The organism is Nonomuraea sp. NPDC049649 (assembly GCF_040675175.1).
In the GTDB taxonomy this organism is placed as follows: domain Bacteria; phylum Actinomycetota; class Actinomycetes; order Streptosporangiales; family Streptosporangiaceae; genus Nonomuraea.
Genome location: NZ_JBFAOH010000003.1, coordinates 277,579 through 299,163, shown reverse-complemented (window position 1 = coordinate 299,163; position 21,585 = coordinate 277,579). Strand labels below are relative to the sequence as shown.

General features: G+C 73.0%; 15 protein-coding genes. 7 read left to right on the top strand and 8 right to left on the bottom strand.

Going from position 1 to position 21,585, the window contains the following annotated elements:
- Nucleotides 1-6: 6 nt before the first annotated feature.
- A complete protein-coding gene (locus AB0J42_RS06670) occupies nucleotides 7-708 on the top strand; it encodes a M50 family metallopeptidase (protein WP_364289649.1) in 702 nt (233 codons plus the stop codon).
- Here AB0J42_RS06670 and AB0J42_RS06665 read toward each other — a convergent pair.
- On the bottom strand, nucleotides 705-1,172 hold the full coding sequence (locus tag AB0J42_RS06665; protein ID WP_364289647.1) for a MarR family transcriptional regulator: 468 nt from the start codon (nucleotides 1,170-1,172) through the stop codon (nucleotides 705-707). The two genes, AB0J42_RS06670 and AB0J42_RS06665, sit on opposite strands and share 4 nt — an antisense overlap.
- 225 nt (nucleotides 1,173-1,397) lie before the next feature.
- Here AB0J42_RS06665 and AB0J42_RS06660 point away from each other — a divergent pair, with 225 nt between their 5' ends.
- The 4 genes from AB0J42_RS06660 to AB0J42_RS06645 all read left to right on the top strand — a co-directional run bounded on the left by AB0J42_RS06660 (nucleotide 1,398) and on the right by AB0J42_RS06645 (nucleotide 8,812).
- Nucleotides 1,398-2,960 carry a PHB depolymerase family esterase gene (locus tag AB0J42_RS06660; RefSeq protein ID WP_364289645.1) on the top strand — a complete coding sequence of 521 codons (1,563 nt, stop codon included), beginning with the start codon at nucleotides 1,398-1,400 and terminating at the stop codon, nucleotides 2,958-2,960.
- A 107-nt stretch (nucleotides 2,961-3,067) separates the two neighbouring features.
- Nucleotides 3,068-4,267, top strand: a complete 1,200-nt coding sequence (locus AB0J42_RS06655) for a hypothetical protein (protein ID WP_364289643.1) — start codon at nucleotides 3,068-3,070, stop codon at nucleotides 4,265-4,267.
- The gene (locus AB0J42_RS06650; RefSeq protein WP_364289641.1) at nucleotides 4,264-5,754 is read left to right on the top strand and encodes a hypothetical protein; all 1,491 of its coding nucleotides are present in this window, start codon (nucleotides 4,264-4,266) and stop codon (nucleotides 5,752-5,754) included. The genes AB0J42_RS06655 and AB0J42_RS06650 overlap by 4 nt, the downstream gene beginning before the upstream one ends.
- Nucleotides 5,755-5,815: 61 nt before the next feature.
- Nucleotides 5,816-8,812, top strand: a complete 2,997-nt coding sequence (locus AB0J42_RS06645; RefSeq protein ID WP_364289639.1) for a chromosome partitioning protein ParA — start codon at nucleotides 5,816-5,818, stop codon at nucleotides 8,810-8,812.
- A gap of 153 nt (nucleotides 8,813-8,965) precedes the next feature.
- On the opposite strand, the gene AB0J42_RS06640 is transcribed toward AB0J42_RS06645, so the two are convergent.
- The 3 genes from AB0J42_RS06640 to AB0J42_RS06630 all read right to left on the bottom strand — a co-directional run bounded on the left by AB0J42_RS06640 (nucleotide 8,966) and on the right by AB0J42_RS06630 (nucleotide 14,055).
- The gene (locus AB0J42_RS06640; protein ID WP_364289637.1) at nucleotides 8,966-9,121 is read right to left on the bottom strand and encodes a hypothetical protein; all 156 of its coding nucleotides are present in this window, start codon (nucleotides 9,119-9,121) and stop codon (nucleotides 8,966-8,968) included.
- Between the two features lie 278 nt (nucleotides 9,122-9,399).
- Nucleotides 9,400-12,945: an SMC family ATPase gene (locus AB0J42_RS06635; protein WP_364289635.1), complete on the bottom strand. Its 3,546-nt coding sequence runs from the start codon at nucleotides 12,943-12,945 to the stop codon at nucleotides 9,400-9,402.
- Nucleotides 12,946-14,055: an exonuclease SbcCD subunit D gene (locus tag AB0J42_RS06630; RefSeq protein ID WP_364289633.1), complete on the bottom strand. Its 1,110-nt coding sequence runs from the start codon at nucleotides 14,053-14,055 to the stop codon at nucleotides 12,946-12,948. It lies immediately after the preceding gene.
- Nucleotides 14,056-14,209: 154 nt separating this feature from the next.
- Here AB0J42_RS06630 and AB0J42_RS06625 point away from each other — a divergent pair, with 154 nt between their 5' ends.
- Complete coding sequence (locus AB0J42_RS06625) at nucleotides 14,210-15,652, top strand: prolyl oligopeptidase family serine peptidase (protein WP_364289631.1); 1,443 nt, start codon at nucleotides 14,210-14,212, stop codon at nucleotides 15,650-15,652.
- On the opposite strand, the gene AB0J42_RS06620 is transcribed toward AB0J42_RS06625, so the two are convergent.
- Both AB0J42_RS06620 and AB0J42_RS06615 read right to left on the bottom strand, forming a co-directional pair.
- A complete protein-coding gene (locus AB0J42_RS06620; protein WP_364289629.1) occupies nucleotides 15,625-16,563 on the bottom strand; it encodes an alpha/beta hydrolase in 939 nt (312 codons plus the stop codon). The genes AB0J42_RS06625 and AB0J42_RS06620 overlap by 28 nt on opposite strands.
- Nucleotide 16,564: 1 nt before the next feature.
- Complete coding sequence (locus tag AB0J42_RS06615) at nucleotides 16,565-17,428, bottom strand: enoyl-CoA hydratase-related protein (protein ID WP_364289627.1); 864 nt, start codon at nucleotides 17,426-17,428, stop codon at nucleotides 16,565-16,567.
- Nucleotides 17,429-17,571: 143 nt separating this feature from the next.
- Between AB0J42_RS06615 and AB0J42_RS06610 the strand changes: the two genes are divergently transcribed.
- On the top strand, nucleotides 17,572-19,005 hold the full coding sequence (locus AB0J42_RS06610; protein ID WP_364289626.1) for an LCP family protein: 1,434 nt from the start codon (nucleotides 17,572-17,574) through the stop codon (nucleotides 19,003-19,005).
- 64 nt (nucleotides 19,006-19,069) lie between these two features.
- Here AB0J42_RS06610 and AB0J42_RS06605 read toward each other — a convergent pair whose 3' ends face one another.
- Both AB0J42_RS06605 and AB0J42_RS06600 read right to left on the bottom strand, forming a co-directional pair.
- Nucleotides 19,070-20,080, bottom strand: coding sequence for an enolase C-terminal domain-like protein (locus tag AB0J42_RS06605; protein ID WP_364289625.1), 1,011 nt, complete (start codon nucleotides 20,078-20,080; stop codon nucleotides 19,070-19,072).
- Nucleotides 20,081-20,091: 11 nt separating this feature from the next.
- Nucleotides 20,092-21,459 carry an MFS transporter gene (locus AB0J42_RS06600; RefSeq protein ID WP_364289623.1) on the bottom strand — a complete coding sequence of 456 codons (1,368 nt, stop codon included), beginning with the start codon at nucleotides 21,457-21,459 and terminating at the stop codon, nucleotides 20,092-20,094.
- Nucleotides 21,460-21,585: the final 126 nt, after the last annotated feature.

Genomic DNA, 21,585 nt, shown 5'->3' with positions numbered 1-21,585 from the left:
TCATCGATGGACAAGCTCTGGGCTCAGCTGATCGAGGTGCGTCCTGACCCCGAACCCTGGGTCGTGGTGGCCTCCGCGCTGGCGGCGCTCGCGATCGTCACCTTGACCACGCCCTGGCAGCTGTCCAGGGGTCTGATCACGATCGCCCACGAGGGCGGCCACGCGCTCATGGCGCTGCTCACGCGGCGCAAGCTGGAGGGCATCCGGCTGCACTCCGACACCTCGGGCGTGACGCTGACGAGGGGGCGGCCCAACGGGCCCGGCATGGTGCTGACGGCGCTGGCGGGCTATGTGGCGCCGTCGCTGCTCGGGCTGGCGGGCGCCTGGCTCGCCGACCAGGGGCGGATCACCCTGCTGATCTGGGGGATGCTCCTCTTCCTCGTGGGGATGCTGCTGCTGATCCGCAACCTGTACGGGGCGCTCATCCTGCTGGCGTCGGGCGGGGCGGTGTTCGCGCTGTCGATGTACGCGCCGGACGCGGTGCAGCAGGTCGTGGCGTTCGTGGTGGTGTGGTTCCTGCTGTTCGGCGGCGTACGGCCGATCCTGGAGCTGCAGCGCAAGCGGCGCATGCGGCAGGCGCGCGACTCCGACGCCGACCAGCTGGCCCGGCTGACGTTCCTGCCCGGCGGGTTCTACGTGCTCTTCTTCCTGCTGATGGCGGCGGGGTCGGTGGCGGCGGGCGGCTATCTGCTGAACCCCTTCGCCTAGCCGGGGTCGGGGTGGAGGGCCCGGGAGCACCGGGTGAGGGTCTCCGCGAGGGCCGTGCGCTCCGGGTCGTCGATGCCGGCGAGCATGACGGATTCGAGGCCGTCGAGGGAGCGGTCGCAGCGCTGGAGGGTGTCCAGGCCCTTCGGGGTGAGGCGGGTGCGCAGCGCGCGGCCGCCGTCGGGGTGCGGCTCGCGGCGGATCAGGCCGCGCTGTTCGAGGTCGCGGATGACCAGGTTCATCGCCTGCGGGGTGACGAAGGCGATGCGGGCCAGGTCGGCCGAGGACGGGGCGTCGCGCACCCGTAGCTCGCTGAGCGCCATGTAGCCGGTGGTCGTCATGCCATGGCGGGCCAGCGCCTCGTCGAGGCGGGCGCGGATGCGGCGTTCCAGGCGGAACACCAGGTAGCTCACACGGGGCAGCGGTACGTCGGGCGCGGCGGCCGCGGGGACACCCGGATCAGTCACCAGGAGACGATATCGCGCCCGTGGCCCGATGAAAGTTTCCCGCACTGGTATCAAGGCCATTGATAACAAGTTACTTGATAACCAGGGCAAACGTCTTTCACTCCCGTGAACGGCCGGGTATGCGCTAGGGGCAGGCGTTGACGTCGCGTCGTGCGCCTCTTATTTTCCAGCGACCGATGTCATTACGCGGCGGCGGGCCGCGTCGAAGGAGAAGGAGGAGCGCGCATGAGACGATTGACCACGGCGCTGGCGGGTGCCTGCGCCGCGGCGCTCTTCGCCGCCATGACCGTGATACTCGGATCGCCGGCCCTCGCCGCCTCGCTGGTGGAGGTGTCCAGCTTCGGCGACAACCCCGGCAACATGCGGATGCACGTCTACGTGCCGGATTCGCGCCCGGCCTCGCCGGCGATCGTGGTCGCGATGCACGGCTGCGGCGGCTCTGGTCAGGGCTTCTACCAGGGCAGTGAATTCGCCTCACTGGCGGATCAATATGGCTTTATCGTCATTTATCCGACCGCCACCCAGTCAGCCGGTTTCGGCAACTGTTTCGACACCTGGTCGGACACGGCCAAGCGCCGCAACGGCGGCAGCGACCCCGTCTCGATCCTGTCGATGATCGGCTATGTCGAGCGGACCTACCAGGGTGACCCGAACCGGGTCTACGCCACGGGAAGCTCCTCCGGCGGCATGATGACCCAGCACATGCTCGCCGTCTACCCGGACGTGTTCAAGGCGGGGGCCTCCTTCATGGGCGTGCCCTTCGACTGCTTCGCCGGCGCCGCCGACTACCCGCCGGGAAGCAGCAGATGCACCGGCGGGAGCATGGACCGGACACCCCAGCAGTGGGGCGACGCGGTCCGCCAGGCTTACCCGGGCTTCTCCGGCACCCGCCCGCCCATCCAGCTCTGGCACGGCACCAGCGACACCCTCGTGCCCTACTCGCTGCTGCGCGAGTCGGTCGAGCAGTGGACCAACGTGTTCGGGCTCAGCCAGACCCCGACCAGCACCGACACCCCGCAGGCGAACTGGAACCGCAGCCGCTACGCCGACCAGTCCGGCACCGTGCGGGTGGAGTCGTACAGCATCCAGGGCGCCGGGCACGCCCTTCCGCAGGGCGGCATGGCCCGCTACGCCGTCGACTTCTTCGGCCTGACCACCAGCCAGAACGACACCACGCCGCCGACCGCCCCGGGCACGCCCGTCGCCTCCAACGTCACCGCCACGGGCGCCACGCTGACCTGGACCGCCTCCACCGACGACACCGGCGTGACCGGCTACGACATCCTGCGCGCTCCCGGCTCGTCGGGCGGCGCCTTCGCCCAGGTCGGCACCTCCGCCACGACCTCGTACACCGACAGCGGCCTGACCGCGGACACCACCTACCGCTACCAGGTCCGGGCCCGCGACGCCGCCGGCAACGTCTCACCGGTCTCCGGCACCGTCCAGATCACCACCGACGAGCAGAGCGGCCCGCCGCCCGGCGCCTGCTCGGCCACCCCGACCGTGCAGTCGCAGTGGGGCAACGGCTACGTGATCCAGCCGCTGACCATCACCAACACCGGCACCGCGACGCTCAACGGCTGGACCGTCACCTTCACCCTGCCCGCCGGGCACACCCTGACCGGCTCGTGGAACGGCACCGTCACCACCAGCGGCCAGACCGTCACGGTCAAGAACGTCAGCTACAACGGCACGCTCGCGCCGGGCGCCAGCACCACCGGCTTCGGCTTCCAGGTGAGCAAGCCCGACGGCGACAACGCGCTGCCGTCCGGCTACACCTGCGCCTGACCGGCAGCCCTTGATCACGGCCCTGCCCGGGCCGTGATCAAGGCTCCGCGGCGGGCGTACGGTGGATGAGGTCGGGATTGTCGGCCGGAGGCCGTACCTTAGTGCGCGTGCCCGAGGAGCCCCTGACCCTGGACGCCGCGCTCAGCGACGAGGCGGTGCTGTCCACCTACCGCCGCATGTTCGCGGCGCTGGCCCGCGACAGCGGCGCGGTGGTCGACGACCCCGTGCTGGTCGACATCGCCGAGACGCTGTTCGCCGCGTTCGCGGAGGCGGGCGAGGAGTGGCTGACGCACGAGCAGATGCGTCTGGCCTGCGGCGCCTATCCCGCCGAGCAGTTCGACAACCGGCTGCGGGTGCTCAAGGGGCTCGGCGCGATCCGCGAGGTGTTCCCCAAGCCCAACCAGCTGCGCTACCGCGCCTCGTTCACCAGCGTGGTCGGCCTGATGTTCATCCGGCGGATGATGGACGACGGCGGCCAGTCGGAGATGCACCGGCTGCTCGCCCTTGAAGACCTCAACGTCGCCGACCCGCGCACCACGATGGACGAGGCCCGGCAGAGCGCCGTCAACCTGGCGCGGGCGTTCCGGCTGTGGGCGCTGGAGCTGATCACGCTCACCACCGGCACCATCGAGGAGCTGCGCGAGCAGGCGCCCAAGCTGTGGGGCACCGAGGAGATCGCGCACCGCGCGCAGAGCCTGCACGCCACCATCCTGACCCGCTGGCCCGAGCTCGACCGGGTCTGCACCGACCTGCGGGCGGCGATCTACGCCTACAGCGACGCCTCCCGCCGCGCCGCCGGGCGGCTGGCCGACTCGGCCGGCACCACCCGCAACCTGACCCTGCTGCCGACCGAGACGTGGCGCACGTTCGCCCAGACGGCGCCGAAGGAGCGGCTGGCGGCGGTGCTCGACGGGTTCGTCTTCGACGCCCCCGCGCCGTGGCACGACCCGGCCGCCATCGCCCGCGCCGTCGACGAGGCGCCCCGGCCCGCGCCCGCCCAGCCCACTCCCCCGCGCTCCACCCTCCCCGACCCCGGCCCTGACGACTCGCTCGGCGGCCCCCTGGAGGCGGGCCTGGAGCGGCTGCGGGAGCTGGCCGAGTCCCTGCTGGGCGAGGAGTCGCGGGTGGCGCTGGCCGACGTGCTCGGCCCCGACTGGGCCACCGCCCGGCGGGTGCTCGCCGACCTGACGACCGCCGACCTGCGGCCCGAACTGCCCTACCGGCTGGTCTGGTCCGGCGGGCTGACGATCGACCCGTCCCGGGAGCCGTCCTGGCTCTCCCACGGCCATCTGGAGCGTACGGCGTGACCGCGGACGCACACGCGCGGGCCCGCGCGCTGGGCCCGCTCCGGCTCGGGCCCGGCGTCCCCGCGCCCGCGGGCATGACGAGGCTGACCGGCCCCGACTCCACGGGCCTGGCTCTGCCGGTCTGGCCCGACGGCGCGACCCCGGCCCTGCTGGAGGAGCACCAGGTGGCGCCCATGCCGGTGGAGCGGGCCGGCGAGACGCGCCGGGTGCTGGCGGCGGTCCTCAAGTGCTGCTGGACCGACCTGTCGGCCGACCCCTGGCCGGGCGAACCGGCGCCCCTGGAGCGCGTCCTCGACACCTACCGCGCCCTGATCGGCCGCACCGACGACCTCATGCGCAACTGGGCCATCGGCGCGCTCCGCCGGCTCCACGACTCGGCCTGGGCGGTGCTGTCCGACGGCATCGTCTCGCTCGGCCCCCGATGCGCCCTGTGGCCGGTGGAGTCCCACGCGGTCCTGAAAGACCTCGTACGCCGCATCCCGGACCCGGAGCGCCGCGCCGCCCCGGTAGTCCCCGACGCCACCCTCGTCGCCGCCGCCCTCCCGGACCGCAACGCCGCGTCCCCGGTCTCGGACGCGACGCCAGGCACAGCCGCCCTTCCCGAACGCGCGCTGACGGCCTCCGACGGGACGACGAGGGCCACCCCGCCAGAACACGGCGCCACGGCAGGCACCGCGGCTCTTCCGGAGCGCAGTGGCAGGCCAGCGGTCTCCGACACGATGCCGGTCACCGCCGCTTTCCCGGAGCGCCGCGACGCGCCCGTGGTCGCCGAAGCGGCGCCGGTCGCCCTTTCTTCGCCTGAGTCCGGCGCGGCCGGAGATCCGGCCGCGCCCGCGGTGCCGCATCCCGGGAGCCGGGCGGAGCCGGGGGTGGCCGAGTTCGACGATCTGCTGAGCGGCTATGACGAGCGGCGCAGGGCCGAGCTGGTGTCCGCGTTCATGGTGGTGGAGCACGCCGCCGAGCCGGTGCCGGAGGCGAGGTTCGCCGCGCTGCGCGACCCGGCGCTGCGGCGCACGCTCGCCGAGATGCTGGCCCGTCGCGGGCGGACGCTGATCCAGCAGCGCGACCGCTGGACCTCGGGTTACGCCGACGATCTCGTACGAGACGAGCAGCCGGACGGCGGGCCGGGCGAGAGCGAACGGGCCGTGCTGACCCTGGTGCTGGTGCATTCGGTGGCCATCCCGCGCGCCGAGGGCCTGCTGCCGGAGGACTCGTGGCTGTCGCCGCACCCGACCCCGGTCGATGAGCTGCGCCGCCACACCCAGCTGCCGATCGGCGAGCTGGAGTCGGCGCTGCGGGCGCTGCGCCATGCCGGGCTGCTGACGCAGGTGAAGGCGGGCGAGGAGGCGGGCGGCTACGTGCCCGGCCCGCAGTTCCACCGCCTGACACCGGCGGCGCGCAGGCGGTTGCAGGAGGAGTTGATCCTGGCGGCGGGGCCCGACACGCCGCTGGCGGCCGCGGTGCGGGCGCGCCGGGCGGCGCGATGAACGACGGTGGTCCGGCACGGCCGGGCCGGACGAAGGCAACGGGGGGTTAGTGGTGGCACAGGTGGAGAACGTCGTCGGGGATCGGGTGCTGATCGCTGTGCAGGCGGTCAACATCTCGCGCCTGTCCACCCATGCGGTGCCCGTCGTGCCCGGCACGCTGATCGTGGTGGCGGGGGCCGGGCCGAAGGACTCCAACGGCGCCGGCAAGTCGTCGTTCATCGCCTCGATCACGGCGCTGCTCGGCGACGAGCAGTGGCGGTTCGCCTCCGGTGCCAAGGCGGTGTCGGAGCTGCTGTTCAACGCGGAGCTGGCGAGCGGGGCGGGCGGCCGGCAGTGGGCGAGCGCGGGTCACGGCTACATCGTCGGCGTGTTCGCCCCGGCCTCGGGCGGCGAGCTCGACGCGTACGAGGTGGAGCCGGGTGACGACGACGGCGAGCTGTTCGGCGTCGCCGGGCGGCCGGACGCGCCGCTGACCGTCTGGGTGCGGGTCAACCAGGAGGCGCCGCACCTGGAGATCCGGTGGCGGGAGGGGGTGCGGCTGGCGGCCGCGGCGTCGGAGGCGGAGCGGGTGGCGCGGGCCGACGAGATCTGGGCGTCGCTGCCGCGTTCGGCGGGCCGCCGTGACGTGGTGGCGCGCGACCTCACCAAGGTCCTGTACGGCGACCGGGTGCGGTGCGTGTCCTTCCTGTCGACGAGCGTGCGCAGCAAGGTGGCGACCAACCTGCTGTCCCAGCCGCTGAACGAGATCTCGCCGGAGCGGGTGTTCGAGGCGATCGCGGCGCTGACGGGGCTGGACGCCGAGCTGGAGCTGGAGCGGGAGGCGCGGCGCGACGAGCACGCCAAGCGGGTGCGGGCGGCGCAGGCGGCGGAGCGGCTGGCGGAGTTCGAGGCGGAGTCCCGGGCGCTGCTGGCCACGTTCGACCGGCGCGATCAGGCCCGGGTGCGGCTGGCCGAGGCGATGCGTTGCTGGAAGGGGCGGCAGGCGCGCAAGCTGGCCGACGCGGCGGCGAAGGACGACGCGCTCGCCGCCGAGCTGGAGCGGCACCGCGTCGCGGGCGAGACCGCGGCGGAGGCGATCGCCGAGGTCCGCGCCGAGATCGCCACGCTGAAGGACGACACGCTCGACCGGCAGGTCACCGCGGCCCGCAAGGAGCTGGCCGAGTTCCAGGCGCGGGCGGCCAAGCTCGACGCCGACCGGGCGGTGGCGGAGAACACCGCCGACGAGCTGCGCGGCCGGATCCCGGCTCTGGAGGAGGCGCGCCGGTTCGCCGACGGACGTGACGTGCCCGGCGCCGAGCGTGAGCTGCGCGAGGCCCGGCTCCGGCTCAACGAGGCGCTCAAGGCGCTGGGCGTGGCCGACCAGGAGGTGGCCTCGGCCCGCGCGGCGCTGGACGACGCCGAGGGCGGCCCGGCCGCCGCCCAGCTCGACGCCCTCGCCCAGGCGGGCGTCCCCGCGTCCGGTCTGCTGGACGCGCTCGACGTCGCCGAGCAGGCCCGCGAGTCTTCGGGCCGCCGGAAGAGCGGCGGGCCGGCGCTGGGCGAGCTGCGCAACTGGCCCGGCGAGCACGCCGTGATCGTGGACGCCGACCGGCAGGCGGAGGCGGCCGCGGCGCTGCGCGAGCTGCCCGGGTCCGTGCTGGTGAGCGCGGCCGGGGTGAGCGTGGTGGGGGCGTTCGACGGGGTGGCGACCGGCCGGGAGGCCAGGATCAAGGCCGCCGAGCAGCGCCTGAACCGCGCCATGGACTCCCAGGACACCGCCGCCCAGGCCGTGCGCGAGGCCGAGGAGGCGGTGACGCTGGCCCAGCGCAGGCTCGACGGCGCCAACGCGGGGGTGCGGCTGGAGGAGCTGGAGCGACGGCTGACCGGGCAGCGGGCCACGCTCGCCGGGCTGGCCGCCGCGCTGGAGGAACTGGCCCCGAAGGTCGCCGAGGCCGAACGGGAGACCGCCGCTCTCGACTTCCGCGCCCGTACCCGCGACCTGGAGATCGAGCGGCTGGAGAGCCGCCGCCAGCAGCTCGACGGCGAGCGTGCCCGCGCCCGCGAGCAGGAGGCCCGGGTCGCCGCCGAGCGGGAGGCGCTCAAGCTCGGCGCGCTGGCCGCCGACTGGGGCGGCCCCGCCGAGTCGGCCGCCTCCTGGCTGGCGGAGCTGCCCGAGGAGGAGCGTCCGCGCACCGCCGACGAGTGGTGGCGGGTCGCCGAACGCCATCTCGACCAGGCGCTGCGCGACACCTTCCCGGAGGAGGACGCCGAGGTGCCGGAGGAGCTGCGGTTCCTGCTGGCCGAGCGGGGCGGCAGCGCGGCCCGGGAACAGGCGACGTTCGCGGGCGTGTGCACGTCGCTCGCCTCCTACCTGCGCGGCCAGGAGGAGTACGAGAAGCACCAGCGGCGGCAGATCGAGGCGCAGCTCGTGTCGCGGCAGCGTGACCTGGCGGCGGCCGACAAGGGCGCGGAGGAGGCGGCGCAGTCCACGGCCGTCCACCGGGCGGCGCTCACGGCGGCGATCAAGGCCCGGCTGGAGCGGGTGGCGGAGGAGTTCGGCAAGCTCGACGTCTCGTACGGCGGATACGGCGCGACGCTGGAGTTCCCGGTGCCGCCCGCGCCCGCCGACCCGGAGCAGCGCTGGCAGTGGCGGGTGACGCCGAAGTGGCGGCGCGGCGAGGGCCAGGGCTACGTGCCCTACAACCGGCGGGCCAACACCGCGCTCATGGACGAGAAGGCCGTCAAGCTGGTGTGCGCGGCGGCCATCGCCTCCTCCGGCGGCGGCCACCTGTGCCTGGTCCTCGACGAACTGGGCCGCAACCTCGGCAAGGAGCACCGGCGGGAGGCGGTGGCGCTGTTCCGGCGGATCGGCGAGACCTACGGCATCACGGTGATCGGGGCGCTGCAGGACGACATGGAGCCGTACGCGATCGACGCCTGCGGCCAGTACATCAAGCTCCGCCGCTCCTCGGACGCGATGCCCTACAACGAACCCCCGGTCATCGTCGGCCACGACCAGCACGCCGACCGGGTCAAGGCCCTGGCCGCCTTCGTCGACAGAACGAGCGAGACCGGCTGACTCCGGCGCTGCGTCGCGGGAAACCGGCGCCCCTTGTCTCCCCCCACCTTCGGCGTGTCTACGAGGTGGGGCTCTCTACGGAGATCCGCGACGCCTGGGCCCGGCCGATACGCGCGGGACGGCCGGGTGAGTGAGGCAGGCCTGGTGTGAGGGTCAGGAGATGGGGATGCCCTTCACCTCGCCCAGGCCGTCCGTTTCCAGGGTGAGGGACGTGACGTCGTCGGCGGGTGCCGGGTAGTAGACGTACGAGCGATTGACCTCGCCCTTGTCCAGGGCGTACACCGCGCTCTCGACGAACTCGGTGTGCATCTTGAGCGGGTGAGTTCGATTCCCCTTTGCCGGTAGGACCTGACGGGTTCGGTTTGTCAGACCCCGAACTGTCCCAAAGACCCTTCGACTTTTGGGCCATAGTGAGGCCCAGCTCAAGTGCGTATTCACAATCGGCTGACAGGGCGTCCTCTTTGAAAGCAGGCCGTCTCCCACGAGCAACCCAGCCCCCGCAGGCCGATCCGAGGCATTCGTGGAATCGGTCCTGTCCCAATCGCTCCCGTGCGATTGGCAATGAATGCCGACCCTGCGGCAGAACCTCAGGCGGAGGTCGCGGACAAGGTGGAGCCGGTGCGGGTCTTGGTGACCTTGAGCTGGGACGGGATTCGGGAGCGGAGTTCGGCGACGTGGCTGACGATGCCTACCGCCCGGCCGCCGTCACGGAGTCCGTCGAGGATGTCGAGGACGCCGTCGAGGGTGTCCTCGTCGAGGGTGCCGAATCCTTCGTCGACGAAGAGGGTGCCGATTTCGGCGCCGCCCGCTTCTGCTGTCACCACGTCGGCCAGGCCGAGGGCCAGCGCGAGCGAGGTGATGAAGCTCTCTCCGCCGGACAGGGTGGCGGGGTCGCGTTCGATGCCGGTCCATCCGTCGAAGACTTTCAAGCCCAGGCCGCCGCCGGAGCGGGAGCGGGAGCCGGCGGTTCTGGCGAGGTCGTGGCGGAGCAGGTAGCGCCCGCCGGACATGTGGCCGAGCCGTTCGTTGGCGGCGTCCACGACCTGGCGGAGTCGCTCTCCGAGTACGTACGAGGACAGGCTCATGTTCCACTGGTTGTCGGTGGAGGTGCCGGCGGCCAGTGATGCCAGTTGTTCGGCCAGTTTGTACCGTTCGGCGGCGGGGAGCCAGGCGTCCACGCAGGCGGCGAGGTCGTCGCGGAGCTGGGCCAGGCGGTGTGCTCTGGCGGTGGCCCGGTCGCGGGCGGAGGCCAGGGCGGTGCGGGCGCGTTCGGCGTCGTCCCGTTCGGTGGCCAGCCGCTCCAGGTCCGGTGCCGGTTCGGCGGCGGCCGCGGCCAGTTCGGGGTCTTCCAGGGTGGCGGTGACGGCGGCGAGCTGGTCGTCGAGCCTGCGCAGCGTCTCGGCCTTGGTCTCCAGTTCGGCTGTGGTGCGTGCGGCGGCCTCCGCGTCGGCGGTGTCGGCGAACCCGGCCTCCTGTGCCGCCGTCCGCGCCGCCTCCTCAGCGCTGACCCGCTCGCTCTCGGCGGCCAGGGCCGACATGGTGGCCTCCAGCGCCTCCCTCAGCAGCCCTGCCTCGTTGCCGAACCGGGTCAGCCTGGCGGTGATGGTGGGGTCGTCGCCGCGGGCCTCGTCCAGTCTGGCGCTGATCCGGGCGGCTTCGGCGCTCAGCTCCTCCTGCCGGGTCCGGCCGGCGGCCAGCTCAACGGCCAGCCGTCGGGCCTCCTCCTGAAGGTCCTCCCTCTCACGTCTGCGGGCCGCCGCCTCTTCCGCCAGCGGCTCCTCCCGGCCGGCGGCCTCTCTGAGATGTACGAGTTCGCGATCCAAGAGGCGCAGCAGCTCCGGTCCGTCGGGCAGAGGTGCGGGGGTGAGGCGGGCGTGCAGGCGGGTGCGTTCGGCTTGCAGGTGGGTGAGCCGGGCGCGGCGGGCGGCCAGGGTTTCGCCGAGTTCGCGGGCGGCTTCCCGGACGCGTTCGCGTTCCGCCTCCACCTGTTCCAGTGCCGCCGCCAGCTCGGGCTCTCGGGCGGCGATCTGCTGGAGGCGGGTCAGCTCTTGTTCGGCCTGGTCCACCGCTGTCTGGGCGTCCTCGATGGACACGCCGGACGTTTCCGTCACCGCGTCCGCGTGGCGGGAGTGCAGGGAGGCCAGCGCTCGCTCGGCCGATTCGCGTTCGGCGACGGCGGCCTCGTGGTCGCGTTCGGCTTCCAGCTCGTCGTCCGGGGAGGGGGCGCTGAGGGCGGGGGACGCCGGGTTGGGGTGGTGGCTGGAGCCGCAGACCACGCACGGGTGCCCGTCGGCGAGGTCGCGGGCCAGTTCGGCGGCCATTCCGTCGATGCGCGCCTGCCGGATGTCGAGCCACCGTTCGCGCAGGCCCTGGGCACGGTCCACGATGATCTGGTGGGCCGCCTGGGCTTCCTCCAGCTCGGCGGCGAGGGCGTCGCGGCGGCGGACCCGGTCGAGCGTGGCCCGGGCCGAGTCCAGCAGGGCGGCCGCGGCGGGGATGGCTGCCGCTTCGGCCCGTACTTCCGCCAGCCGGGCGGCGGCCTCGGCGACCAGCCCCGGCAGCTCCGCCTCGGCGGTCGCCAGCTCGGTCTCGCGCGCCGCGAGTGTGTCCAGCTCGGTGGTCAGGCTCTCCAGTTCCCGCTCGGTCTCGATCAGGTCCGCGGCGGCTTCTCGTACGGTCTCGACGGCGGGGATCCGTGAGGCGGCGGCGCGGGCTTCGGTCAGGCCGCGCTCGGCCTCCTCGATGAGGGCGGGCAGGGCGGAGAGCCGGGCTTCGACCTGCTCGTCCTCGCGTACGAGAGCGGCCAGGCGTTCCTCTTCCCGTTTCAGGTCGCGTCGTACGACGAGCAGGCGGGCCTCTTCGGTGAGCAGCTCGGAGAGGCGGGCGATGTCGTCTTGCCGCGCTCTCTCCAGGGCGGCCAGCTTCTCCGGGGGCGGCTGCGGGGCGTCCTCGGGCCCGGTGAGGGGGCGGGCGCGGGCCAGGGCGTCGGCGGCGAGAGCCTGGGCCTTGGCGGCGGTCTCGGCGCGCTGGCGGGCCGCGGTGACGAGCGGGATGACCGTGGCGGCGCGGGCGGCGTCGTCGAGGACCGCCTGGAGCTCGGCGCGTTCCTCGGCCCGCTCGTCCAGCGTGCGGCGCAGGGTCAGGGCCTCGGCGTGGCGGCGCTGCTTGTCGGCCAGGGCGGCTGCTCGTTCGTACCGCGTGCTGGCGTCTCGCCAGATCCGCTCGGCTTCGAGGTATTCGTCCCCGACACGGGAGACCGCGGCCTCGGCTGCCTTCTGCAGGAGACCCGCCCAGCCCACCGGGTCCTCCTCGGGCGCCGGCGGCTCGAAGGCGGCCTGCGAACCGTCATCGTCCCTGTGAGCGGGCTCCGTAACCTCCGGTCCGGTGGAAGTGGCGGCGCCACCAGAAGCGCCAGGGTCCGGGCCGAAGGAGGCGTCCTCTGCCGGGGCCGGGTGGAGGAGGTCGGGGCCGGCGGCTTCCGCCAGGCGGTGGACGGCGTACTCGACCTGCTGGCGCAGCTCCTGCTGGGTGCGGAACGCCTGCTTGCGGTGCTCGGCCAGCCAGGCCTCCGCCTGGGTGAAGATCTTGACGGTGAACAGCCGTTCGAGCAGTTTGCGGCGCTCCTGCCCGTCGGCGCGCAGGAAGCGCGAGAACTCGCCCTGCGGCAGCATCGCCACCTGCCAGAACTGGTCGGCGTTCATCCCCAGCAGCCCGCCGATCAGGTCGCCGGCCTCGTCGGCGCGGGTGGTGAGCCCTTGCCAGCCGGAGCCGCGCCGTTCCTCGACGATGACCTTGGCCTTCTCCTCGGTGGTGCCGGTGCCGCGGAGCTTGGGCCGCTGCCAGGCCGGGGAGCGGTGGATGCGGAGCAGCCGGCCGCGGATGCTCACCTCCAGCGTCACGGACGGCCCCACGGTGGGCGGGGCGTGGTCGCAGCGCAGGCTGCGGGCGCTGTTGCGCTGGCCTGGCACCTGCCCGTAGAGGGCGAAGCAGAGGGCGTCGAGGACGGTGGTCTTGCCTGCCCCGGTCGGCCCGTGCACGAGGAACAGGCCCGATTCGGTCAGCGCGTCGAAGTCGACCGTCTCGGTCCCGGGGAAGGAGCCGAACGCGGTCAGGGTGAGCCGGTGTGGCCGCATCTACGCCGTCGTCTCCTTCATCCTCGACTCCTCGATCGCCCGTCTCAGCAGCGCTTCCTCGGCGCGGGTGGCGGGCTCGCCGCGCACCTCGCGGACGAAGTCGAGCGCGACGTCCGCCTCCGGCCGCCCGCTCAGCCGGGCGGGGGCGGGGGCGGCCCGTTCGCCTTCGGGTTCGAAGGACAGGGCGAGCGTGTGGGGGAAGCGGGCGCGCAGCCGGTCCATGGCGGCGCGGGGCCGCTCCGGGTCGGTGAGCACGACCTGCAGCCAGTGGTCCTCGACGTCCGCGTACCGAGGTGAGGTGAGCAGGTCGTCGAGGCGGCCGGAGATGCGGCCGACGGGGCGCGGCACCGGCGCGGGCACGAACTCCGCGCCCGAGCCGAGCGTCACCAGCCAGGACCCCTTGACCTGCCCGGCCTCGGAGAACGAATAAGCGAGCGGGGAGCCGGAGTAGCGGACGGTCTCCGACATCCGCTGGCGACCGTGGAGGTGGCCGAGCGCGACGTAGTCGACTCCGGCGAAGGTGGTGAGCGGGACGTGCGCGACGCCGCCGACGCTGATGTCGCGCTCGCTGTCGCTGGCCGCTCCCCCGGTCACGAAGGCGTGCGCGAGCACGACGGCGTGGCGGTGGCGGGCGGCGTCGGCGCGGATGCGGTCCATGGCGTACGTGAGCGCGGCGGTGTGGGTGCGCTCGGTCAGCTCCCACGGGCGGCGGACCAGCTCGGGCTCCAGGTAGGGGATGCCGTAGAAGGCGACGTCGTCGATGACGACGGGCTCCCATGCCTGGGCGGGATCGGTGCGCAGGTGGACGCCGGACGCCTCGATCAGCGCGGCGCCGAAGCCGAGCCGCCGCGCGGAGTCGTGGTTGCCGCTGATCAGGATCGTGCGCGCGCCCGTCTCACGCAGGCGGTGCAGGGCCTCGTTGCAGAGCGCGACGGCGTCGACGGGCGGCAGCGCCCGGTCGTAGACGTCGCCGGCGACGAGCACGACGTCGACCCGCTCTTCCCGCACGGTCTCCACCAGGTGGTCGACGAAGGCCGCCTGCCCGTCGAGCAGGCTCTCACGGTGGAACGAGCGGCCCAGGTGCCAGTCGGAGGTATGCAGGATCCGCATTCGCAGGAAGCTAACATGTCCCACTGACAAACGCGGTCCCATGCGCCACATGAGCCGGGAGTAAGCTGGAAGATCGACGGGCAGACCAACGCACATGGGGAGGCCGATGCGGACTGGCCGTGGCACTCTGAGCGTTGCCGCCGGTCTGTTACTGGTGGTTCTCGCGTCCGTCGGCTACATCCTGCCGCCCGCCTTCGACCCGCCTCCGCTCGAGGCCGACGTCGCGTTACGGTCGCTTCCTCCCCAGCCCGCCGCGGAGCTGCGCCCGGTCGCGGTGGTCTCCGAGTTCAAGGAGGAGGAGATCTCGGTCCGGGCCGAGGGACAGACGCTCCACGGCACGGTCCGTTCCCCTGTGAAGCCGGGGCGCTACCCGGCGATGGTGTTCGTGTCGGGGTCGGGGAACGGGTCGCGCACCGAGTTCACGCCGCAGGCCGAGTTCCTGTCCCGGGCGGGCGTGGTGACGCTGACCTTCGACAAGCGCACGGTCGGCTACAACTTCCGTGACCGCGACTTCTCGCTGCTCGCCGACGACGCGCTGCGCATGGTCGGGCTCCTGCGCGCCCGTCCCGACGTGGACCCGGACCGGGTCGGCGTCTGGGGGGTGAGCGAGGGCGGCTGGGTGGTGCCGATCGCCGCGGCCAAGAGCCCGGACGTGGGCTTCGTGGTGCTGGTCTCCTCACCGAACGTCTCGCCGCTGCGTCAGGTCGCCTGGGCGCTGAACGAGCAGCTGCTGCGGCTGCGCGCCCCGGCGGGCGTACGCGACCTGCTGATCAGGGCGATGGGCGGGGTCGGCTTCGACTTCCTGCGCTACGACGCGCAGCCCGCGCTGGACCGGATCGAACAGCCGGTGCTGGCCTTCTACGGCACCACCGACCCGTCGATCCCGTTCGTGGAGTCGACGGACGCGCTGCTGCGCGGCATGAAAGCGGCCGGCAACGACCGCTACACGATCCGTTTCATGGCCGACGGCGACCACGCGATGCGGGTGCGCGGCGGCGACTTCACCGACGGCTACCTCGACACGCTCGCCAACTGGATCCTCGGCCTGCCTGCCACCGCGACGCCGCAGGTGCACGTCGCGGGGGCGACGCCGGTGCAGCGGTTCCAGGCCGCCGAGGTGCCCGCCGCGCCGTGGTACGCGGGCGGCACGATGCTGGGGCTGACGATCTGCCTGGCCGCCGTCGGCTACGTGGCGGGCCCGGTCGCGGCGATGGTGGTACGGCTGCGCGGCCGCCAGCACATCCCCGAGCTGAACGCGAGGCTGTGGCCGCCGATCAGGCGCAGGCTGGTCAGGATGGTCTGGACGAGCGTCGGGTTGCTGGCGTCGGTGGTGGCGTTCATCACGCTGCTGGTGCTGTTCAGCATCAACCAGGCGGGGGCGTGGCCGGCGGTGCTGGCCGGCTGGCTCGTGGTCCGGGTGCTGGCGGTGCTGATGCTCATCCAGGAGGTCACCGCGGTGGCCGCGGTGGTGTCGGGCCTGCGCGAGGGCATGCGGCCGGGCCGCTGGCAGCACGTGGCGATCGCGGGCGTGCTGGGCGGCACCGGCCTGCTGCTGGTGGCGGCGGCCTACTACGGGCTGTTCTCCTTCCCCTGGTAGGCGGGTCGCGGCTCAATATAGGCCGCCATCCAGCGGTCGAGCTCGGCGAACACCTGCTTGCGGACCGGTTCGGCCGACAGCACCAGGTCGTGCATGCCGCCGTCGACGCGCACGCACGTGACGTGCGGGCCGAGCGAGGTCGCCCAGCGCGCCATGTGCGCGGGGTCGAGGACGACATCGGCCGAGCGTGCTTCCGGTACGAAGTCCCGTACCCGCAGGCCCTTGCCCGCGGCGAGGACGAGCACCGGCGCGTCCACCTTCAGCCCGGCCTGGAGGCGGCGCTGGGCGCGCCGGATGGCGGCCAGCCAGGTGGCGTGCACCGGGAACCCGCCGAGCGGCTTCAGCTCCAGGTCGTAGTGCCATTCGCCGCCGTGGTCGCGGTGCAGGCTGTGGCCGTAGACGTTGCTGGGGCCGAGCGGGAGCGGCCTGCGGATGTACGAGAGCGGGACCTGGAGCAGGTCGGCGGCCAGGCGGAGCGGGCGCGGGACGTTGAGGTCGAAGAACGGGCTGTTGAGCACGAGCCCCTGGACCAGGCCCCGGCCGCGGACCCGGTCGGCCCAGAGCGGGGCGATCAGGCCGCCGGTGGAGTGGGCGTTGATGGTGAGCTCGTCGTGGTCGCGCCGGATCAGCCGGACCGCCTCGTCGATCTCCGGGAAGTACTCGGTGACGCTGCGCACCAGGCCCCGGGTCTGGTGCGGCAGCAGCGACCGTCCGTACTTGCGCAGGTCGAGTGCGTAGAAGTCGATGCCGCGCTCGACGTACCAGTCGGCCAGGTGGTCCTGGAAGAAGTAGTCGGTGAAGCCGTGGATGTAGAGCACCGCCCGGCGGGAGCCGGTTCGCTTGGAGATCAGGGTCGCCACGACCTCGCCCTCGTAGTCGGGCGGCATGGCGAGGACGGTCGTCTCGTACATGTCAGACACGATAGGGATCGGCGGGCCACGAGGGCACTCCCTCGGGGAGATCCTCGCTGACGGACATCGGGAACGCGGGCGGGCGCTTCTCCAGGAAGGAGGTGACGCCCTCGACCGCGTCGGCGGCCGGGCCCAGCTCGGTCATCAGCCGGGAGTCGGCCGCGTGCGCCTCCCACGGAGAGGACGCCGACAGCCCCGACCACATCAGCCTGCGCACGGCGGCCACGGACACGGCGGAGGTGTTCTCGGCGATCTCGCGGGCCAGCGCGTACGCGGCGGGCAGCAGGTCCTCGCCCGGGTAGACGCGGGACACGAGCCGGCCTTCCAGGGCCTCGGCGGCGCCGAAGACCCGGCCGGTGGCGGCCCACTCCATGGCCTGGGCGATGCCGACGATCCTGGGCAGGAACCAGCTGGAGGCGGCCTCGGGCACGATGCCGCGCCGGGCGAAGACGAACCCGATCTTGGCGGTGTCGGCGGCCAGGCGGACGTCCATCGGCAGCGTCATCGTGATGCCGACGCCGACGGCGGCGCCGTTGATCGCGGCGATGACGGGCTTGAGCGAGCGGGCGACGCGCAGCGCGACCGTGCCGCCGCCGTCTCTCGGGTAGCCGTTCACCAGCTCGGTCTTCCGTTCGGAACCGGCGAAGGTGTCGCCGCCGCCGCCCAGGTCGGCGCCCGCGCAGAAGGCGCGGCCCGCGCCGGTGACGACCACGGCCCGCACCTCGTCGTCGGCGTCGGCCAGGTCGAAGGCCTCGATCAGCTCGGCGCGCATCCTCATGGTGAAGGCGTTGAGGCGGTCGGGGCGGTTGAGGGTGATGGTGGCGACCTGGTCGGCCACCTCGTACGTGATCTCGGTGAACGCCATGAACCGAATCTTATTCGGCTCCAGATGTTCATCTGTTCATAAACGTGGATTTCGTATTTTGTCCGTAGGCTCCCGCCTCGAATTCGGCCTATGTGGTGGTTCGCGGGGAAGCGGGGGGAACGTTGTTTCAGGGGAGGATTCGGGTGGGTGCGTTGCGGCTTGTCGGGTGGTTGGTGCTGTCCGCGCTGGCGCCCGGAGCCGCCCACCTGAAGGCGGGGTGGCGCAGGACGGGCCTGACGCTGCTCGGCTGCTACGCCGCCGCCCTGCTCGGGCTCCTCGCCGTCGTGCTCACCATCGGCGACCTGCGGGTCGCGGTGGGCACGCTGGTGAGCGACGCCTGGCTCACCGTCATCCTCGTCGTGACGGCGCTGCTGGGCGTCGCGTGGTTCGCGCTGATCGTGCACTCGTTCACGGTGCTGCGGCCGGGGCGGCTGCGCCAGGCCGAGCAGATCGTCACCGGCGCGCTCGCCGGGCTGGTCGCCGTCTCGGTGCTCGCGCCGTTCGCGGTGGCCTCGCAGTACGTGTGGACGGGGCGGGAGACGCTCAACGAGATCTTCAAGAACCCCGGCACCGACCCGCTGGCCCAGGGCGACGGGCAGGTGCCCGCCGAGGACCCCTGGGCCGGCCGCGAGCGGGTCAACATCCTGCTGCTGGGCGGCGACGCCGACGACCACCGGCCCGGCGTGCGCACCGACAGCATGCACCTGGCCAGCGTGGACGTGAAGACGGGCAACACGGTGCTGTTCAGCCTGCCGCGCAACCTGGAGAACGTGCGGTTCAGGCCGGGCACGCCGATGGCCGAGCGCTTCCCCGACGGCTTCCGGCTTCCCCCCGACCCCGGCGGCGGGCGCAGCGACCTGCTCAACAGCGTCTGGGAGTACTCCGACGCGCACCCGGAGATCTTCGGCGGCCGGCGGAACATGGGCCCTGAAGTGCTGATGGACACCATCGGGTACACGCTGGGCCTGGAGGTCGACTGGTACGCGCTGGTCAACATGTGGGGGTTCGCCCGGCTCATCGACGCGATCGGGGGCGTCACGCTCACCGTCGAGCAGGACGTGATCTTCGGTAAGTACAACGAGGGGCTGGTGAAGGCGGGCACACGCAGGCTGAAGGGCGCCGACGCCATGTGGTACGCGCGTTCCCGCACCAACAGCGACGACTACACCCGTATGCGCCGCCAGCGGTGCGTGATCAGCGCCCTGCTCGACCAGGCGGACCCGGCGACGGTGCTGACCAGGTTCACCGCGATCGCCGGGGCGACCCGGGAGCTCATCCAGACCGACATCCCCCGCGACATGCTGACCCACCTGGTGCCGCTGGCGCTGAAGGTGCAGGACGCGAAGGTGACCAGCATCCAGTTCGTGCCGCCGCTGATCAAGACGTACGACCCGGACTGGCGGGAGATGCGCCGCCTCGTCCGCCGCTCCCTCCGCGAATCGGGCAGCACCACGCCGGTCGCGGCCTCGGCCACCCCCGAAGCCACCGCCACGCCGGACCGTACGAAGACCCCGAAGAAGAAGGGCCGGGACCGCCCCTCCGCCACCGATCTCGCCGAAGGCTGCGGCCAGGCCTGACCCCCCTCCGGCACCGGCCCGGCGCGATGAGGGTCTTCGCCCGTACGAGAAACCCGCCGCGGGGTCAGGCGGTGAAGGTGAAGTAGTCCTTGGCCAGGCGGCGCAGCCGGGTCTCGTCGACGGTGTGGCCGAGGCCGGGCTGGGTGAACGGGACGGCGATGACGCCCGCGTTGGCGCCGACGATCGGGGTGACGATCTGGTTGTTGCGCGGCGGCTGCGTGACGTCGCAGGGCAGCGTGCAGCCCGGCAGGCTGGCGACGGCGACGGTGGCCGCCCGGGCCAGACCGGCGCCCTGGCCGCCCGCGCACTGGATGTCCCAGCCCGCCGCCACGGCCCGGTCGTGGGCGCGGCGGGCCTCGCTGAGCGACGGGAACGCGGCCGGCCGCAGCAGCAGCACCCTGGCCGCGCGCAGCGTCAGATAGTCGTCGAGCTCGGCGGTCCGGCTGACCTCGACCGCGACCGAGGCGCTCACCTGGTCCTGGAGGTCGGCGTGCGCGTACACGTCACCGGCCTGGAAGGGGCGCTCGATGACCTCCAGCCCGTAGGCGTCGAGCGCGACGAGCTGGGAGCTGTCGGTGTAGGCGTTGCCGCAGTCGACGGCGAGGGTGAGCGCGGGGTAGGCGGAGCGCACCGCCCGGACCGGCTCGACGTCCCAGCCGGGCCGGACGTCGAGCGTCACGTGGCCGTAGCCGGCGCACACCTGCTGGTTGACCCGCGTCACCAGGCTCTCGATGGACGTGTCGGGGGTGAGCCGCACGGTGGCCATCAGGGAGGTGCGGGTGCCGCCGAGCGCGTCGGCGAGCGGCACGCCGCGCATCCGCGTCCACAGGTCCCAGCAGGCCATGTCGACGGCCGGATCGCCGCTGGGCACGCTGTCGGGATGCTCCCAGTCGACGCCGATGAGCAGCGCCCCGAGCGTCTCCTCCAGCCTGGACCAGGACTTGGGCGCGGGGCTGACGGCCTCGCCCCAGCCGGTCATGCCGCCGTAGTCGGTCAGCTTGACCAGCAGGCTCTCCGTGCGCCCGCCGTACGGCAGCACCACACGGAGCACCTCCAGCTCCCGCACTCGCGGCATGAACCCCCCTTTTAAGGCTCGGTAACCTCCAGTGTGCCTTCCGTCGCGGGGTGAACGAAACGGGGAGCCACCCACGCGGCGCCGAGGGCGAGCAGCACGGTGAACCCGAACGCGATCAGGTAGCCCTGCCCGGTGGCCGTGAACAGGGCGCCGCTGATGGCGACGGCGGCCACGGTGAACACCGATTCGCCGACCCCGAGCGCGGCCGCGTTGGCGCCCTCCTCCCCCTTCGCCGACATCTCCAGCACCAGCACCGACACCGTCGGATGGAGCATGCCGATGCCGAACCCGGAGATCGCCATCGCCACGTGCGCCAGCCCGACCGGAACCCCGTCGATCAGCACGAACGACACCAGCACGATGCCGGTCGCGATCAGGAGGGCGCCGCCGCGCAGCGCCGTCAGGTGGCTGATCGAACCGCGGCCCTTGATCCAGGACCCGGCCGACCAGCCGAGCGCGCCGACCGTCAGCACCACACCGGCCGCGGGGATCGACAGGCCGCGCTCGCGCGTGAGCATGAGCGGGATGAGGACCTGCGCGGCCATGAGCGAGCCGTAGGCGAGACCGCGCAGCACGGGCCCGCTCGGCAGGCCGCGGGCGGCCCGGAGCGCCCCTGGGAGCAGCAGCCGGGGCAGCGCGACCGCCAGCAGGACACCGCCGGCGGCGAGCAGCGGCACACCGGCCAGCTTGAGCGCGCTGCCGTACTGGATGAGCGCGGCGGCCACGGCGGTGAGCCCGCCCCGGACCAGCTTGGCGCCGATCCCCGGCCCGTCCGCCGCGCCCATGCCGCCCTTGACCTCGTCGCCGGTGCCCCGCCAGAGCAGCAGCGCCGCCGGGACCACGATGATGGACACGCCGTAGAAGATCCACCGCCAGTCCGTCTGGGCCACCAGCCCGGCGATCGAAGGTCCCACCATCGACGGCACCACCCACGCGGCCGAGAACAGGGCGAACACCTTCGCGTGCAGCTCCTGCGGATACACCCGGGCCACGAGCACGTACAGCGCCACCTGCGTGAGACCGCCCCCGAGGCCCTGCACGAACCGGCCCAGGACGAGGACCTCCATGGTCGGGGCCGCGCCCGCGATCAGCAGCCCGGCGACGAACGCGGTCACCCCGGTGGCGATGGGCGGCATCGGCCCGCTCCGGTCGCCCCACCGCCCGCCGAGCACGGTGCCGACCACGCTCGCCGCCAGGGTGGCGCTGAACGCCAGGTTGTACAGGTGCAGGCCGCCGAGGTCGGCGACCACGGCCGGCATCGCCGTCGTCACCGCCATCGCCTCGAAGGCCACCAGCATGATCAGGGCGACCAGCCCCACGCTGAGCCCGCGGTATCGGGAGGAGAGCACGCCGGGGGCGCGCCCCGCAGTCGTCGTCATGATCGCCAAGCTAACGCCATCCGCGGGGTCGGCACATCGGGCGCAGGACGTACGCCCCCAGCCCTAGAGCACCCACAGCCATACCGCTCCACGTACGCCCCCGGCCCTGGAGAGCGCCCACCGCCA

Coding starts and splice junctions, on each gene's coding strand:
- AB0J42_RS06635 (WP_364289635.1), bottom strand. CDS start 12,945: ATGCGGCCACACCGGCTCACCCTGACCGCGTTCGGCTCCTTCCCCGGG.
- AB0J42_RS06670 (WP_364289649.1), top strand. CDS start 7: ATGGACAAGCTCTGGGCTCAGCTGATCGAGGTGCGTCCTGACCCCGAA.
- AB0J42_RS06630 (WP_364289633.1), bottom strand. CDS start 14,055: ATGCGGATCCTGCATACCTCCGACTGGCACCTGGGCCGCTCGTTCCAC.
- AB0J42_RS06640 (WP_364289637.1), bottom strand. CDS start 9,121: ATGCACACCGAGTTCGTCGAGAGCGCGGTGTACGCCCTGGACAAGGGC.
- AB0J42_RS06620 (WP_364289629.1), bottom strand. CDS start 16,563: ATGTACGAGACGACCGTCCTCGCCATGCCGCCCGACTACGAGGGCGAG.
- AB0J42_RS06600 (WP_364289623.1), bottom strand. CDS start 21,459: ATGACGACGACTGCGGGGCGCGCCCCCGGCGTGCTCTCCTCCCGATAC.
- AB0J42_RS06615 (WP_364289627.1), bottom strand. CDS start 17,428: ATGGCGTTCACCGAGATCACGTACGAGGTGGCCGACCAGGTCGCCACC.
- AB0J42_RS06605 (WP_364289625.1), bottom strand. CDS start 20,080: ATGCCGCGAGTGCGGGAGCTGGAGGTGCTCCGTGTGGTGCTGCCGTAC.
- AB0J42_RS06660 (WP_364289645.1), top strand. CDS start 1,398: ATGAGACGATTGACCACGGCGCTGGCGGGTGCCTGCGCCGCGGCGCTC.